This is a genomic window from Cryobacterium sp. TMT1-62 (assembly GCF_004403145.1).
Classification (GTDB): Bacteria; Actinomycetota; Actinomycetes; order Actinomycetales; family Microbacteriaceae; genus Cryobacterium; species Cryobacterium sandaracinum.
In genome coordinates, this window is the sequence record NZ_SOGZ01000027.1 from 65,133 (window position 1) to 80,557 (window position 15,425).

At 65.2% G+C, this 15,425-nt stretch carries 12 protein-coding genes; all 12 read right to left on the bottom strand.

Annotation, left to right across the window (positions count from 1 at the left end):
- Positions 1-222 precede the first annotated feature (222 nt).
- Complete coding sequence (locus tag E3T34_RS07475) at positions 223-1,353, bottom strand: glycosyltransferase family 4 protein (RefSeq protein WP_134342618.1); 1,131 nt, start codon at positions 1,351-1,353, stop codon at positions 223-225.
- On the bottom strand, positions 1,340-2,032 hold the full coding sequence (locus E3T34_RS07480; protein WP_166785858.1) for an acyltransferase: 693 nt from the start codon (positions 2,030-2,032) through the stop codon (positions 1,340-1,342). The genes E3T34_RS07475 and E3T34_RS07480 overlap by 14 nt, the downstream gene beginning before the upstream one ends.
- Positions 2,025-3,176 carry a glycosyltransferase gene (locus tag E3T34_RS07485; protein ID WP_134342620.1) on the bottom strand — a complete coding sequence of 384 codons (1,152 nt, stop codon included), beginning with the start codon at positions 3,174-3,176 and terminating at the stop codon, positions 2,025-2,027. The genes E3T34_RS07480 and E3T34_RS07485 overlap by 8 nt, the downstream gene beginning before the upstream one ends.
- A gap of 2 nt (positions 3,177-3,178) precedes the next feature.
- Positions 3,179-4,627 carry a sugar transferase gene (locus tag E3T34_RS07490; protein ID WP_134342621.1) on the bottom strand — a complete coding sequence of 483 codons (1,449 nt, stop codon included), beginning with the start codon at positions 4,625-4,627 and terminating at the stop codon, positions 3,179-3,181.
- Positions 4,618-5,601 carry a hypothetical protein gene (locus E3T34_RS07495; protein ID WP_134342622.1) on the bottom strand — a complete coding sequence of 328 codons (984 nt, stop codon included), beginning with the start codon at positions 5,599-5,601 and terminating at the stop codon, positions 4,618-4,620. The genes E3T34_RS07490 and E3T34_RS07495 overlap by 10 nt, the downstream gene beginning before the upstream one ends.
- Before the next feature lie 8 nt (positions 5,602-5,609).
- Positions 5,610-6,215, bottom strand: a complete 606-nt coding sequence (locus E3T34_RS07500; protein WP_134342623.1) for a low molecular weight phosphatase family protein — start codon at positions 6,213-6,215, stop codon at positions 5,610-5,612.
- The gene (locus E3T34_RS07505) at positions 6,215-7,657 is read right to left on the bottom strand and encodes a polysaccharide biosynthesis tyrosine autokinase (protein WP_134342624.1); all 1,443 of its coding nucleotides are present in this window, start codon (positions 7,655-7,657) and stop codon (positions 6,215-6,217) included. Before E3T34_RS07505 ends, E3T34_RS07500 begins: the two co-directional genes overlap by 1 nt.
- A gap of 134 nt (positions 7,658-7,791) precedes the next feature.
- Positions 7,792-10,134: a hypothetical protein gene (locus E3T34_RS16000; RefSeq protein ID WP_174843128.1), complete on the bottom strand. Its 2,343-nt coding sequence runs from the start codon at positions 10,132-10,134 to the stop codon at positions 7,792-7,794.
- Positions 10,131-10,784: a response regulator transcription factor gene (locus E3T34_RS07515; protein ID WP_104099815.1), complete on the bottom strand. Its 654-nt coding sequence runs from the start codon at positions 10,782-10,784 to the stop codon at positions 10,131-10,133. The genes E3T34_RS16000 and E3T34_RS07515 overlap by 4 nt, the downstream gene beginning before the upstream one ends.
- A 247-nt stretch (positions 10,785-11,031) precedes the next feature.
- Entirely contained in the window at positions 11,032-11,661 is a 630-nt protein-coding gene (locus E3T34_RS07520; RefSeq protein ID WP_104099816.1) for a thymidine kinase, read from the bottom strand.
- Positions 11,662-11,753: 92 nt separating this feature from the next.
- On the bottom strand, positions 11,754-13,094 hold the full coding sequence (locus tag E3T34_RS07525) for a hypothetical protein (protein WP_134342625.1): 1,341 nt from the start codon (positions 13,092-13,094) through the stop codon (positions 11,754-11,756).
- On the bottom strand, positions 13,091-14,395 hold the full coding sequence (locus E3T34_RS07530; RefSeq protein WP_134342626.1) for a sensor histidine kinase: 1,305 nt from the start codon (positions 14,393-14,395) through the stop codon (positions 13,091-13,093). The genes E3T34_RS07525 and E3T34_RS07530 overlap by 4 nt, the downstream gene beginning before the upstream one ends.
- Between the last annotated feature and the right edge of the window lie 1,030 nt (positions 14,396-15,425).

Sequence of the window (15,425 nt, forward strand, 5' to 3'; positions counted from 1 at the left end):
GAGGAAGTACACGCGAAAACGGCATCGGGGCAAGTGTGCGTTTGGCTTTTGTCAGGAGTGATGGCCGCCGACTGGAACCTGGGCCGCGAGGGTTGAGGCCTTCGATTTCCACAGAATAGCCGAGAGACCGCAAAGCCTCCTCCCACGCAAGAACGCGCAAACCGCCGCCGTCACGGGGCATAGTCTCGCTATCATACCAATACACGATCGTCGCAGTAGGGTTCAATATGCACCCGCCGATGGCAGTATCTCAGTCCAGAAAGACCTGAATCTGCTATTGAAGGCCTCAATTGAGTACGTTCGAAGGTATGAATCCCGGGCAGCGGCACCCATGGCTTGAGCCTGCGCAACGTCGAGGTCCTCCATCACTGCCCGCAACGCGTTGACATCACGTAACGGGAACAGGCGACCAGTCGTGCCTTCGTCCACGATTTCTGACAGCCCGCCACCATTGCTCCCGATTACAGCGCGCCCGCGGGCGAAGGCCTCAATGGCGATCAGGCCAAAAGGCTCGGGCTCATCGGACGGCACCACAACGAAATCAGCTGCGTCAACCAGCTTGGTGATATCTCGCACCTCCCCTCGAATCACGACAGTGTCACGGTTAGCCATCTCGGCGACGAGGCCTCGAACGTCAACTGCCTGACCTATCTCGGGTGCACCGCCCACAACAACGAGCTCACCGAGCGGAGCCCCAGAATCCCAAGCTGACAGCAGAGTCGAATGACCTTTCCAAGAGTTCCACCTGCTCGCCACCAGAAAGTTCAATCTACCGTCGCGGCCTAGTGGGTCGATTCGAGGGTGCTCAGACTCGGGAACACCGTTCAACATCACCCTTGAGCGATTTCGAATAGGACCCTTGAGGCCCACGAGTGATGCCTGCGAAATGCACAAGCACTCCGTCGCGGACATCGCGAGTGCTCCAAGCACGTGTGCTTCACGCCCGCGCCAGACCTCTTGGCAATGCAGAACAACATGGGGGACTCCGATAAGCCGCGCGAGAATCCCCACAGCGAGCGACGCCGATGTCGTCAAGTACACAGTGTGCGGCTTCAGCCGGAGAAGCTCGGCTGCAGTCCGAATCATCATCGTCAGTGTCTTCGGAAGGAAGCGTGGAGACAGATACTTGCGGCGGAGAATCGGGAGGGCGCGAATCTCGAAATCAAGGGCGATACGTTTTAGCTCTGCATCAAGTCTAAATTCGGACGGCGACGAGTCGTCGGGCAACCAAACTTTTGCCGATCGGCGGTCTGTCTCGGGGAGTGTCTGGAGCACCTGCAACAGAACTTTATCCGCACCGTACATTTCGTTCGATGAGTGAACGAATATGATTCCAGCTCTACTTCGCTTCATCGATTTGTCTTCCTCGCTTGCGGAGTACACGGGCAGGGATGCCTCCGGCGACTGAGTCGTCTGGGATATCCCGAGTGACGATACTGCCTGCGGCGATCACTACTCCAGAGCCGATACGCACGCCAGCCGTGATAGTTACCCCACTGGCGATCCAGCAATCGTCACCGATCTCCACGTAGCTCCGCGAAACTCCCTGAGACTTGATACTGCTATGCAGGTCATCGAAGAGGTGGTTCTCAGAGAAGATTCGTACACCTGGGCCCATCATCACGTCGGAACCAATTGAGATCCGTCCCGAACAACCGATGAACCCGTCGCAACCGATGCTGGATCTATCGCCGATCCAGAGACCTTCACCGATCTCACCGCCGTAGTAGCTGCTAGGACGAATCATGGTGCCTCTGCCAATGGATACATCCGAACCCAGGTTGATCCCCCCACGCGAAACACCTTGAACCTCCGCGTAGGGCTCAAGCACCAGCCTGCCCGTGTGGCTAACAAAACTGGGATTCAAAATTCTCGCGCCGCGCCCGAGGAGAAGCACACCGGACGATCGTTTGAGGAACGGCTTTGCGGCCAGGCCGCGGAGAGCCATGAATCCGACTCGCAGATAGACCTGGACTGTCGCGTGGATGTTGCGATCCCGTTGCAGACCCTCAAACCGCTGGAACCTATTCACTCCTTCGCCCCGCCGCTGAAGTGACTCCGTCAGGCATCGCACGATTCTGTCCCTGAAGTAGATTGAGGAGGTTGGCCTCATACGCTTGGCATACCTTGTCCCAGGTATACGTATCAGCCACCCGTCGCAATCCCTGGCTAGTCGCATCACCTTGCCACTCGACATCGGCCATTCCGGCTAGAACACCTCCCTCTATATCCTTGCTATTCGGGGAAACAAATTTCCCTGATGAGCCCAAGACCTCTCGGTTGTACGGTGTGTCTCTCGCGACGGTGGGTGCACCACAGGCCATCGCCTGTACCAACGCGGGATTTGTGCCGCCGACGCTGTGCCCGTGGAAGTAGACACCAGCGTGCTGCCAAAGCGAGAAAAGCCGACGGTCATCGCTGACATGGCCGAGCCATTTGATGCGCGTGTTCGACTCAGCGAGAGCCGCGGCTTGAGTGTCCAGGGGACCGCCATATCCCTCTGAGCCAACAATCACTACGTCGTACTTTTCTGCAATTGACGCGGCCGCAGCAAGGAATTCCGGAATTGTGTTTTCAGGAACGAATCGAGCCACCACTAGCACGTAGCCGCGGTGCGTTAGACCGGGCTCCAGGGGCAATACTGGGGGAATCGACCCGCCATACGGGATAAACGCACCCTCAGTATCAAAGTCTTGATTCCAACGTTGTGCGATCACCCGCGAGTCATATACGAGACGATTACCAAACCGGGCCGTCAACTTAGCGCCAGACCGAAACATCCACTTGGCTAACCGCCCCCACTTGGCACGATCCCACTCGATTCCATCAACGTTGATGAGGGTCGGGATGCCCCGCGCCTTCAAGATCGGAAGCCAGAACCCATTCGCAACGTTCATTACTAGAGCGACGTCGGGCTTGTGCTTTGCGGCATCGAGACAGGCAGTTAAACCGTAAGAAAGGGTGCTAAGGGATTTCCGTTCTACGCCTCGAGTAACTCGGCAGTGCACTCGTGGGTCAACATCGGGGTCATTGGTACTGGTTGCCCCGTGCCTCCCATAGACCGTCACGTCCCAGCCCTGATCGGCCAGGTATGGGGCGATTCTTCGTACGGCGGTTTCAAAGCCACCGTAGTAGCTCGGGTAGCCGCGCGTTCCAATAATGACGACACTCGGCATATTCAGTAAGCTCCGTTCGGTTTTACAACTGCCCGCACAGTTCGATACAGGATGATGACGTCCCCGATGAGGGACCAGTTTTCTACGTAATACAGATCAAGGCGGATACTGTCCTCCCAGGAAAGGTCAGACCTGCCGCTTACCTGCCAGAGTCCAGTAATTCCTGGTTTCACCAGAAGACGCCGCTCGGCATAGGCCACATAGAGCGCGACCTCTTTCGCGAGCGGCGGCCGGGGGCCTACTAAGGACATGTGTCCAAGAAAGACGTTGATCAACTGCGGTAGTTCATCAAGGCTGCAACGGCGCAGAAAGCTTCCGACCTTAGTTACCCTCGGGTCAATCTTCAGCTTGAACAGCACACCGTTACCATCGGACTGGTCGAGGAGGGTCGGCAGTTGATCCTCAGCGTCTGCAACCATTGAGCGGAATTTGATCATGCGAAAGTGGTTGCCGTTAAGCCCGACCCGCTCCTGATAGAAGAATGCAGGCCCGTCACTGTCGCGACGAACTGCAATGACTATCCAGGCGAGTAGCGGACTCAGCAACAACAGGCCGAGACCAGAAAAGATCAAATCAAACGTGCGCTTGGCGGCATGTCGACTGCCTTGGAAGGCAGGAAAGTCGACTTGGATTAGCGGCAGGCCAGAAACCGGGCGCGCATGGATACGCGGGCCGGCGATATCTGTGAGTGCCGGTGCCATAATCAGGTCAACCTTTCGCGCCTGAAGTTCCCAGCCGAGTTCGCGCAGCCGACGCGGCCCAAAGTTGTCGGCACCGGTGAAGATAACTGTGTCCGCCCGAGACTCATCGATGGCCTGAAGCACGTGGCTGAAATCCCCTAATACAGGAACCCCATCGACAAGATCCTGGGCAACACTCCCGTTCTCAGTAATCGCACCGACGACGAAGATGCCCGCTGCCGCGTCGCGCCGAACACCCACAACAACGTGAACACTCTTTTCCCGCTCGCCCACGACGATAGCTCGGTGGACATACCGACTCTCCCGTCGGCGAGCCACTAGCCACTGGCGCCAGACCCAACGCCCGATAAGGAGTAAAAGAAGTCCCATTGGGAGAGCCGTAAGGAAGTACCCACGCGCCAGATCTACCTTGAGTAGGAAAACGACAATCGCAGTGAGCCCGAAGATTCGCGCACTCGCATCCACGATGCGCTTGTACTCAGTGCTGCCGGTTCCAATCGTCTTGTGGTCACGCGTTGCATAGAATTCCAGCGCGAACATCCACAGCACTATCAGGCTCAGCGACACGAGCGTGTAGCCGATGGTGAAATCCCGGAGATTCTCAATCGGCACGTGAAGCTCCGAGCGACGCGTGCCGAACCAGAGGACCTGGCTCCCGAGAACAGCAACGAGGATGACCGCAAGGTCCGTGAGAAAAAGCCGCGACGCGTAGGCGCGTTGCCATGTGAGCGTCTTGCCGCTTAGGCCCATGAAGCCCCGTCATCGGTAGACCGAGCGAACGCGTCCCCCGCCCACAACCAGAGCGTGCCGTCCTCGGCAGCCGAGACGGCCGTGTCACCGGGGCCAACCGTGGCGGCCAGGCAGGCTCCAGCAGTCGCATCCAGGACACCGTCCTCCGACACCCTGACCAGCGACGCGCCGACGCAACCAACCGGGTTGGCGACTGCCACCTCGTAGCCATTCGTCGTCGCAGTGATCGCAGCAGCGCCGGGAACTGAGGCGGGCGTTGACCAGGTTTCACCGGCATCCATGGTCGTGAAGACCGACGCGTCTGCGCAGACGACGGCCACATTGGAGTCGCCCGCCTCCGCGAGCGTGGTGACAGCCGCGCATGGAGCCGTCACATCCCCGCTCGGACTGTGCACCGTAGCGGGTGTAGCAGGGTCCACATACCACTCTGCAGCGGCGCGCTCAGGGTAGGCCCGCCACTGATCGCCCGACACGAACGTGGACACGAGCTGGGGCGCGCAATCGGCGAGGTCGAGGGTGACCAGCGACGTCTCGGTTTCATCGATGACGTTGATCGCCAAGATAGAGGAGGCGTCGGTGTCGATCGAGGCGTTGGAGCTTTCCCAGGTGGCGCCTGAATCGGTGGTCAGTTCGGGGGCGGCTGAGGCTGCCGGGCAGGCACCGGTGGAGGCCCTCCAAGCGGTCGATGAGTCAAGGGCTGCTAGGAGGCGGGTGGGGGTGACCGTTGCCGTGGTCTCGGTCTCAACAGGCTCGACCACCGTTGGCTCGACCTCCGCAGGCTCGGTGGCCGGGGGTGATGCGGTCTCGACAGGCTCGACCACCGTTCCCGCGCTGGAAACGGGCTTGGTCGCGGTTAACGCTAAGGCGACGAGGCCGATGTCGAAGAGAAGGAAAACGGCGAGGCCCCCGACGAGCCAACGACGACGTGCAGGGTTGTTGCGGTTCTTGCGAAAACTTGGTTTGTTTGCAGCCATGGTTCCCCCTAGGGCTGCAGAACTCTTGAGGCTCTGTGGAACAGTGACACAACGTCATTGACCGCAGGAACGAGCTGACGAGCGGATTCAGCGTAGACCTCGTCGCTGCGCCGATAGGGGTCAATCACGTCATCGTCTTCGGGCGAATCGGGCGGGCTCACGGCTCCGCGCTGCGAGGCCGCGAATCCCACCAAGGTGGAGAAACGACCCACGACGTCATCCAACGGAAGCGCCGCCGCATCGTCAAGGTCTTCGTCGGTGACTTCAGTGACGAGACGGGCGAATTCACGAATGGTGAAGGTGAAGCGAATGGCCTTGGGAAAGAGCTCTACGATGGCGCGTCGGTGTTCCCGTGACATGGCGAACACCAGGTTCGCCTCGCTCAGGTGTTCTGCTGTGAGTACTCGTGCAACGTGCCCCGAGGGTTCACCGCCGAAGTGCCGCGACAGGTCTGCGGCTTCGTCGGGCATCGCCCGACCGGTCAGGCCGATGGTTCCGGCACTACCGAGGGTGACTTCGGGCCAAGCGGCCAGACCCACGCGCAGCAGCTGCTCGGCGAGGGGTGACCGGCAGATATTGCCCGAGCACACCGTGAGAATCGTGAACCCGGCCACTAGGCGGTTCTCCGTCTAGGCTTGCCGAAACCGCGGCGAGTGGGCGCGCCCTCGACTTCAAGCGCCTTCCCTTCCTCAAGTACGGTGCCGTAGCTGTACTGACCGTAACCATAAGAGTCCGGTCCCTTGGTCGGAAGCATCGTGATCACCATCCCGACGAGACGGCTGCCGGCCCGCTCGAGCGCCTTCAATGCACTCGACAGTTCATTGCGCTTCGTTCGACCGGATGCCACCACCATGATGGCGCCGCCGCAGAGCTTACTCAGCACCGCCGCGTCGGTGACCAGGAGCAGGGGCGGAGCGTCGATGAGCACGACGTCGAATTCGGCGGTGAGCGAGCCGAGCATACGGGCCATGGCCGCGGAGCCGAGCAGTTCACTGGGGTTCGGGGGAACGCGGCCGCTGGGCAGCACGAATAGTTTGTTCTTGCCCCACTTTTGGAGAACGTCGGCGAGTTCGGCCCGGCCAATCAGCACGTCGGTCAGACCGACGCCACCCTCGATGCCCATGTACTCGGCGACGCGCGGCAGGCGCAGGTCACCGTCGACCAACACGACACGGGCGCCGGTCTCAGCGAGGGCGATGGCGAGGTTCGCGGTGGTGGTGCTCTTGCCCTCACCGGGGATAGAGCTGGTGACTACGAAGCTGCGCGGGCCCCCCTCGATATTGACAAACTGCAGGTTGGTGCGCAAACTGCGGAAGGACTCAGCCCGCGGGTTTTTGGGGTCGGAGTGAACAACCAGGGGACGCAGACGTGCATCGGGGTCGTTGGTGATACCCCCGAGCATCGGCGCGTCCGTGACGAGGTCGATGTCGTGCAGGCTGTGGATGCGGGTGTCGAGAACGCTGCGCAGCACGGCAAAGCCGATGCCAAGAGCCAGACCCACGAGCAGTCCGAGCGCGATGTTCAGGGGCACGTTGGGGCTGGCCGGAGCTTCTGGCACCAAGGCGGGCTGAATCGTCTCGATTTTCACGGGGCTGACCGCCTCCCCAGCAGGCTTCTCCAGTTGATCGACGACGATCTTACTGAAGTTCTGGCCGACGGAGTTCGCGATCTTGGCGGCGAGTACTGGGTCACTGTTTGTCACCGTGACGTCGATCAGCACTGTGTTCAGCGGCGAGGATGATTCGACCATTTCCGCAAGATCTGCTGCGGTGAGGTCGAGCGCAAGATCTGCAATAACCGTATCGAGCACGATTGCGCTGTTGACCACGTCGACATAAGACGTAACCGCCTGGCGGGCGAAGCTGGTGCCGGCAACGAGCTCGCCGCTCCCGGCGTCGCCGGATGACTTCACGGAGACGTAGAGCTGGGTGTTGGCGACGTAGCTGGGTGTCGTGACGATCGCCGCGGCGGCCGCAGCCGCAACCCCGAGCAGGGTCAAAGCCAGAATCAGGATCCAACTTTTGTGGAAAATCCTGAGGTAATCCTTGAGTTCCACGCGCGTTCCTCCGGTAGTACTAGGCAGAGAGGAACCGCTCGAATTGCATTATCCCCTTGTCCATTCTTGCACATAGGGGTATTGGGCCACCCCCCATGGGGGGTGTGAAGTTCTCTCGGGTTTTCGTACGGGTGCTACAAAGACGGCTGGAGGAGGCCGTCGGGGGCGACCGTGAGCATCCGTGGCTCGCCGGCGTCGACCACGATCGAGGCGATCGTGGAGCGGTCGGCGGGCAGTAGTCGGGCGATCAGGTGGCCGTGGGTGAGGGAGTCGAGCTGGGCGGCCACGATGGCGGCCGCGGCGGCCAGCTGCTGGGGCGGCCGGTCGGCGCTGTCGTCGAGCAAGGTCACGTCGACGCCTCGGATGCGGGCGGCGCGGGCCGCGGTGATCACCGGCTCGACGAAGAGCGAGCGCCCCCGGATGGCGTCGCGCAGGGTGGCCTCCACGAGCAGGCTTTCCGCTCGCAGGGACGATTCAATCTGCAGGGCGTCGCCCTGCAACAAATTCGCGAGGCGCTGCAGGGTGGGCCGGGCCAGCGTGTTCACCCGGGTCAGCTGGGTTTCGCGCTCATCGAGGGCCGCCGCCGCCGTGGCCGCCGCGGCGCCGCTGCGGGCTCGCTCCCGGTTCAGCCCGGCCAGGGTCTGGGTGGAGCGCTTCAGACCCACGGCGAACAGGGTTCCGGCAAGCAGGGTGCCGGCGTGACGGATGGCCAGGTTCACCCCGTCGAGCAGCGTCAGCCCGTTGAGCAGCGCCCAGACGATCGAGATGACCATGATCATGCCGTAGCCGTACCAGGCGAATCCGGGCCGGCCGCGCACCGCCAGCACGACCAACAGCATGGTGATGGCGCCGAGGTACCAGTGGGCGAACGGGGTCGACCCGACCGGCGGCACCGGGAATGCCGTGGCCACGGCGGACAGCCCGCACAGCGCGAGCACCATGACGGCATTGCGCGGCGACACCGGGTCAGGCACGACGAGGGTGAGCCACGCGGCCGCCGCAGACACCGCCAAGAACCCGAGGATCTCGTAGGGCAATGTCCACAGGGGTTCACCATCGGCGAAGGCGAGAACGGCGTGCACGGCGATGAATCCCATGAGGATGGACGTGGACAGGGCCTTCGGCAGGCGGGTCACACCCTTCAGCTGCGTGGCGGGTCGCGGCGGGGTCGGGGGTGCGCTCGAGAGGGACGGGACCGGCTGCGCGGGGGCTGCAGGTGTGGGCGTCCAGGAGACCACCACCTCGGTGCCGACGCCGGGGCGGGAGCGCACGGCGGCGGCACCGCCGGAGAGGCGCTCCATGCGGCCGATGATGCTCTGCGCGATGCCCAGGCGCTCGGCGGGCACCCGCGCGGGGTCGAAGCCGACGCCGTCGTCATTCACGGCCACCCGGATACCGCCCTGGTAGCTGGCCACGGTAAGGGTGCGGGCCACCGGGCTCCGCACGGGCTCCTGCACGTCGGCGGCGACCGAGTTGCGGAGGGCCTCGCCGACGGCGCCGAGCAGGGCGGTCACAGCGAGGGCGGGCACCCTGAGGGTGCCGGGCAGATTGGAGGTGATCTGGGCATCCGGTGCCAGCTCGGCCACCAGCTGCTCGAGGCGCCGGGTCACCTGGGGGCCGGGCATGCTCGGCTCGGGTAGCGGGGCGCGCAGAGCGTCGAGCCGCACCAGGGTGTCGGCCGCGTGCCGGCTCAGCACGGGCACCGGGGTGCCGCCGCGTCCGGCCATCAGCAGGGTCGAGATGACGCTGTCGTGCACCAGGGCGTCGATGGTGAGCCGCTCGCGTTTGCGCGCGAGGCGGTCGGCGCGGTCGACGAGTTGCACGCGGGCGATCGTGGCCGCCTGGTCGACCTTGCCGGCGCTGCGGCGCGCCATGGTGGTCAGTCCCACGAGCATGCTCAGCAGCAGGAAAGAGTAGAGGCCATCTTCCACACCGACCAGCACCGGGGAGGGGTCAGTCGAGGTGGCCGCACGCAGCAGCCCGCTCATCGTGCAGACCAGCACCAGGTAGGCCCAGGCCGCGCGGTCGCGGGTGGTCACCGCCACGGCCATCACGGGCACACCGGTGAGGGTGATCGCCCAGGGGATGTCCGCGCCCGCCGGCAGCGGCTCCGCCCGTTCGGTCAGCCAGAACATCAGCAGCAGCACGAAGAGGGCCCCCTCGGCGAGCGCGATCACCCGCAGCACGCGCAACGGCACCCGGCGTGAGAGCACGGCGAGCAGCATCGGCAGCCCGAAGATCAGCAGCCATGCCGCCACCGACCAGGACCGCTGCGGCTTCCAGGCCTGCTCGAGCACGGTGCCCAGGCAGAGCAGCCCGAAGACAAGGGCGGTGGGCCCGAGTGCGCCGTAGAGCAGGCGGGCGAGGCGCTCGGTCGAGGACTGCGGCCGGATTGGCCGGGTTGGCCGGGTTGGCCGGGTTGGCCGGGGCGGCCGGGGCGGCCGGGGCGGCCGGGTTGGCCGGAGCGGCCGTGTCACGGCTGGCCGGGGATGGGCAGCAGGCCGTCTTCCAGTGCCCGCTTGTAGAGGTCGATCTTGGTGTTCGCCGGGCGGCCGACCCGCTCATATTTCGAGCGCACCCGACGGATGTAGTCGATCACCGTGGCCTCGGAGAGTCCCATCCGCGAGGCCACCAGCGGTGCCTTCGCGCCCGCAGCGTAGAGCGAGAGCACCTCGCACTCGCGCACGCTCAGGCCCGCGTCGGAGAGGTCGGGATCGCCGTCGAGGGCCGCGGCCCACTCGGTGGAGACCACGGTCTCCCCCGCCGCCGCCCGGGTGACGGCGTCGAGCAGCACCGCGGTCGGCTCGGACTTGCGCACCACACCCAGCACGCCGCTGCGCGCCGCGGCCCGCATCAGAGCGGCGTCGTCGCCACCGGTGAACGCAAGCACCGCCGCGCCCGCCCCGCGCAGCCGGTCGACGTTGCCGGTGGCGGTGGACCCGTCGGAGAGCCGCAGATCCAGGATGACCAGGTCGACGGGCGTCTGCTGCACGGCAGACTCGAGCAGCTCGGTCACGGTCGCGACCGTGGCCACCACCTCGATCTCGGGGATCGTGGCGAAGAGGCCGGCGAATCCGCGGGCGACGATCTCGTGGTCATCGATCAGGGCTACGCGAAAGCGGGACATCAGCGATCCTTGGATTCTCGGGGCGGTGCCTGCCGGGGTCTCGGGCAGGGTTCAACGACGTGCGGAGTGACCCCTGTTCTGGTGCCACAAGAAGTAACGGCTGGTCAGTCCGGAAAGCGGCCCTTACGTTTAGGCATGGGGAAAACCAACCGGGGGGTTGGTGGGGCGCTCGCGATCCCGAAGTCGTTCGAGCGCCCCGTCCTTCCAGTTGTCACGCAGGTGCGGTCCGTCCTGCGGGCGTGGGTGCTCATGTGGATGCGGGCCGGCTGCGGTTGTTCAGCACACCATTGCTTTCCTCGAGGTAGCACGATCCGCAGAGCGACTCGTAGGTCACCTCGGCGCCGTCGATGGCCACCTGGTCGCCGTCGAAGACGAAGACCCCGTCGATCTGGCGCCCGTTGAACACGGCCTTGCGCCCACACCGGCAGATGGTTTTCAGCTCTTCGAGGCTGTGCGCCACCTCGAGCAGGCGCCGGCTGCCCGGAAAGGCCACCGTCTGAAAATCGGTGCGGATACCGTAGGCCAGCACCGGGATGTTCTCGAGGATAGCGATGCGCAGCAGGTCGTCCACCTGCTGCTCGGTGAGGAACTGCGCCTCGTCCACCAGCAGGGCGCTCACGTCGAGGCCGGTCTCGGCGAGCACCCGGGCGCGGTGCTCGTGGAACAGGGCGTAGGCATCCGTCTCGGGAGTGAGCAAGTAGTCCACGGCCCGGGTGACGCCGAGCCGGGAGAGGATGCCCCGGTCGCCCTTGGTGTCGACCGACGGCTTGGCCAACAGCACCTGGTGGCCGCGTTCCTCGTAGTTGTAAGCGGCCTGGAGCATCGAGGTGCTCTTGCCGCTGTTCATGGCTCCGTAGCGGAAATACAGTTTCGCCATTGCGTGGTCGCCCCCTCGGCTGGTCGCGCTCGTGCCGCTCTGCTGCGCTGCGTCATGCCGCGCTGCATGTCGTGGCGCTGCGTGCGCCTAACTCAGCGTACTGGTGGAACCGGGCGCGGGCGCTTGTCGCCGAATTCCAGCGTCAGGCCGGGGCGACGGATGCTCACCCGCACCCACGGGAACACCACCCGCAGCACCGCCGTGTAGGAGCGCAGCAGGGCGCGCACCCGGCGCGGCGGGAGGTCGAGCGCCACCCGGATCGAGAACGTGTCGATGCCGGAGTGCCGCTGCTGGCGGTCGCTCGGCGGGTCGACCTGGGTGTCGGGCTCGGAGTCGGGCTCGGTGTCGGCCTGCACCACGAGGCTGCGCGGGTCGAAGCCGGGGGCCAGGCAGAGCATGCTGATCAGGGCCGAGGTGGCCGCGCGCTGCTGCGTGCCGAAGTGCGCCGCCCGGTGCTCGGGGTCGGCCACGACGAGCAGCGGATCCTTGCCACGCTCGAGGAGCGCCGTGCGTTCGCGGGCGATGACGGCATCGAGCCAGGTCTCGTCGATGTGCGCCACGATCGCCCGGCGAACCCCGGCGGCGAGCTCGTTCGCGCGATTGATGTCGGCCTTGGTCACCACGCCGCGTTCGAGCACGCTGTCGAAGAGGGGGAAGACACCGGGCTGCAGGGTGGCGAGTTGCTGCTCGACCACCTGGCGCACCACGCTGCCGCGGGATTCTTCGGTGCGCCGGGCGATGGCGCGGCGGGCATCCGTTTGCCAGGCCAGCAGTTGACGCACGATGCGGCGGGAATACGCGGCGCCGGCGAGGCCGAGTGCGAGCACCTGGGTGACCGCGACGACCACGAAGACGCCCGACGGCACCCGCAGCGAGCGGAACGGTTCCTGCGGCAGTGTGACCGCGGCCACGACGACGGAGGCGAGCACCGCGGTCAGCGCCAGTTCACGCCACGGGCGGAAGGGGGCGAGGGCCACGAGCAGGAAGCCGATGGTGATCGGGCCGAAGTCGTCTTGCACCAGGGAGTTGCTGCCCCAGCGGGCGGCCTGGTCGAGCAGGTGGGCGGCCAGGCCGAGGCTGATGATCAGCAGCAGCGACGTCTGGCGCACCGGGGACCGCGATGGTCGTACGGCCGACACGAGCGCGGCGGACGCCGCTGCGGTGGCGACGAGCGCGAGCACGGCCAGGAACGGATGCCGGATCTCGTCGGCCTGCAGCACCGTGGTCACCACCGCGTAGCCGAACACGACCAGGGCGATGCCGGGCACGATCGTCCAGACCGCGAGGGCGCCGAGCGGGTCGAGGCGCTGCTGGGTGAAGGCGTGCGGTTTGGTGTGAGGCGTGGGGACGGGGGTGTGGTTCTGCTGTGCGGCTGCAGCTGCGGCCGTGGCCGCGGCGCTGCCTGATGGCGAGGTTGCGTTCGTGGGTGTCACTGAGCCACCCGCTCGGGGTCTGGGGTTTCTGTTTGTTCGGGCTGTTTTGTCGGCTCGGCGTGCCCGCCGGGTTCCTCGATCGCCACGGGCACGCTCAGCATCACCGAGGTGCCGGCGCCCGGCCGGGTGAGGATGCTCACCGAGCCACCCAGGCGTTCGATCCGGCGGCGCACCGCCTGGCGCAGGCCGAGACGGTCGGCGCCGGTCTCCGATTCCGTGAAGCCGCGCCCAGCATCCATCACCATCAGTGAAATGCTGCTCGGCTCGGACTCGATCACGACCTCGGCGGCGACGATGCCGGAGTGGAGGATCACGTTCACGAGGCACTGCTGCACCGCCAGGCTCAGCTCGCGGTCGCTGGCCGGGCTCAGGCGGCCGAGGGCGGCGCGGTCTCCCGTGACTTCGACCACGAGGCCACGATCGCGACTGCGCTCGATGGCGGCGTAGACCGCGCTGGTGAGCCAGGCATCCGTGCCCCCGTGCGGTTCGACGCTCAGCGCATCGGCGTCGGTGAGCCAGTCGGTGCCGCGCAGGGTCTGCAGGGTGTCACGGATGCTGCCGGCCAGGTTGGCGCTGAGCGGCCCGGGATGCGCGCGGGCGAGGGCGACGAGCTGCTGGAGGGTGGTGTCCTGACCCAGGGCGAGGGTGCGCAGGTCGAGCTCGTGGCGCAGCAGGCGGGTCTGGTCGGTCTGCATGGCCCGGTGCAGGGCGATCTGAACGGACCACTCGCGGCGCACGAAGACCGTGAGCAGCAGCACGCTGACGAGGAAGAGATAGGTCGAGATGGTGAAGACGTCCGCGCCGTAGGGCACCTCGGTTTGCGTGGCGGCGTACACCGTGACGGCTTCGGCCAGGACGAAGGCGGTGGTGCTCCAGAGCACGCCGGCACGGGCGGAGACTCCGGCGCCGCCGATCATGACCAGGGCCAGTTTCGGCAGGGTGACGAGGAAGACGTTCGAGCTCGGGAACAGGGCGGGGATGCCGAGCACGGTAATCGTGTAGAGGTAGGTGGCGACGGTGCCGGTCACGAGGTAGGCGATCGTCAGGGCGACGGTGCGGCGCAGGGAGAGGGCGATCAGCACGGCGGCCATGAGGAGGAGGGCGACGATGGTGGCGAGGGTTTCGGTGGGTGTGGTGGCGAGCGTTGCGGCGGCTGTGGTGGCTGCGGTTGTGGACAAACTGAGGAGGATGATGGCGGCGAGAGAGGCGGCCAGGCAGGTCAGCGCAAACCAGTGTGCAGCCCGCGCGAGGGCATGGCTGAGGGCCCTCGTGACCAGGTGGTCCGGGAGTCCAAGCGTCATGGCAACCCTCTCTGTTCGGTTGATTCTCTCATTCCGCGAGGGCGCTTCCGCGCTGCCCCGGGTAATCCGCTTCGCCCAGATCGAATTCGACGGAGATTGTGCACAATAACGTGGCCACGGGGCCCTTTTGCGCAATCATCGTGCAAGATCTCCGTCGAATTCGTTCGGCTGGGGTCGCGCGGGGCGGCGGGGCATCCGTCGCGTACGGTCGGGTGGCGCTGCGGCTCCGGCGGCTCTGGCGGCTCTGGCGGCTCTGGCGGCTCTGGCCCTAGCCACCCTGCCATCCCCCGCGCCCCTCCATGCCTTCCCTGCCTTCCCCCCGCGCCCGGTTGTGGCTAACTCAGGAGATCCCAGCCGCTGGCCACGGCGCGGGCACGGATCAGTGCCGAAGTCGCCGCGACTCGGCCACGACCCCGCCGGGATCTCCTGAGTTGGCCACCAGTCCCCGCCTCTTCCCACCCCCGGGCACGCACATCTCCTGCAATTTGGCCAAAATAGGCTGATTCCGGCCCGTTTTGACCCGCTTCTGAGAATCTGCAGGAGTTATGCAGAGCATGGCTCGGGTACGGGCCCGCAGCGACGGCAAGAAAATACCGCGGCACCGGTGCAGGGGCCTCCCCGCACCGATATCGGCCCTCCTGGAGCAGGAGCAGGGCGCAGCGACCGCGGTCACCGACATCGGATGTGGCTAACTCAGGAGATCCCAGCCGGCGGCCCGACCACGGGCGCGAAGCAGTGCCAAAGTAGCCGACACTCGGCCGCGACTCAGGCGAGATCTCCTGAGTTAGCCCCACCACGGGCCGGGTGTCGAGGCTCTTGAGCGAGCCAGCGTCAGGGCGTGACGGGTGCGGCGGCGCGGCATCCGTTCGGGGCAGCAGTGTGAGCTAACTTCGGAGAAATTCGCGACACGCCGGTTGACGCGCCTGGGGTTACCCGGTCTTTTCGGACGGGGTCCTCGGTTTCATTTTAGGCGGCGAGTGTGAGTTTGATGAGGCGTTCGGTGGGTGTTGAGTAGCCGAGAGTTTGGTGC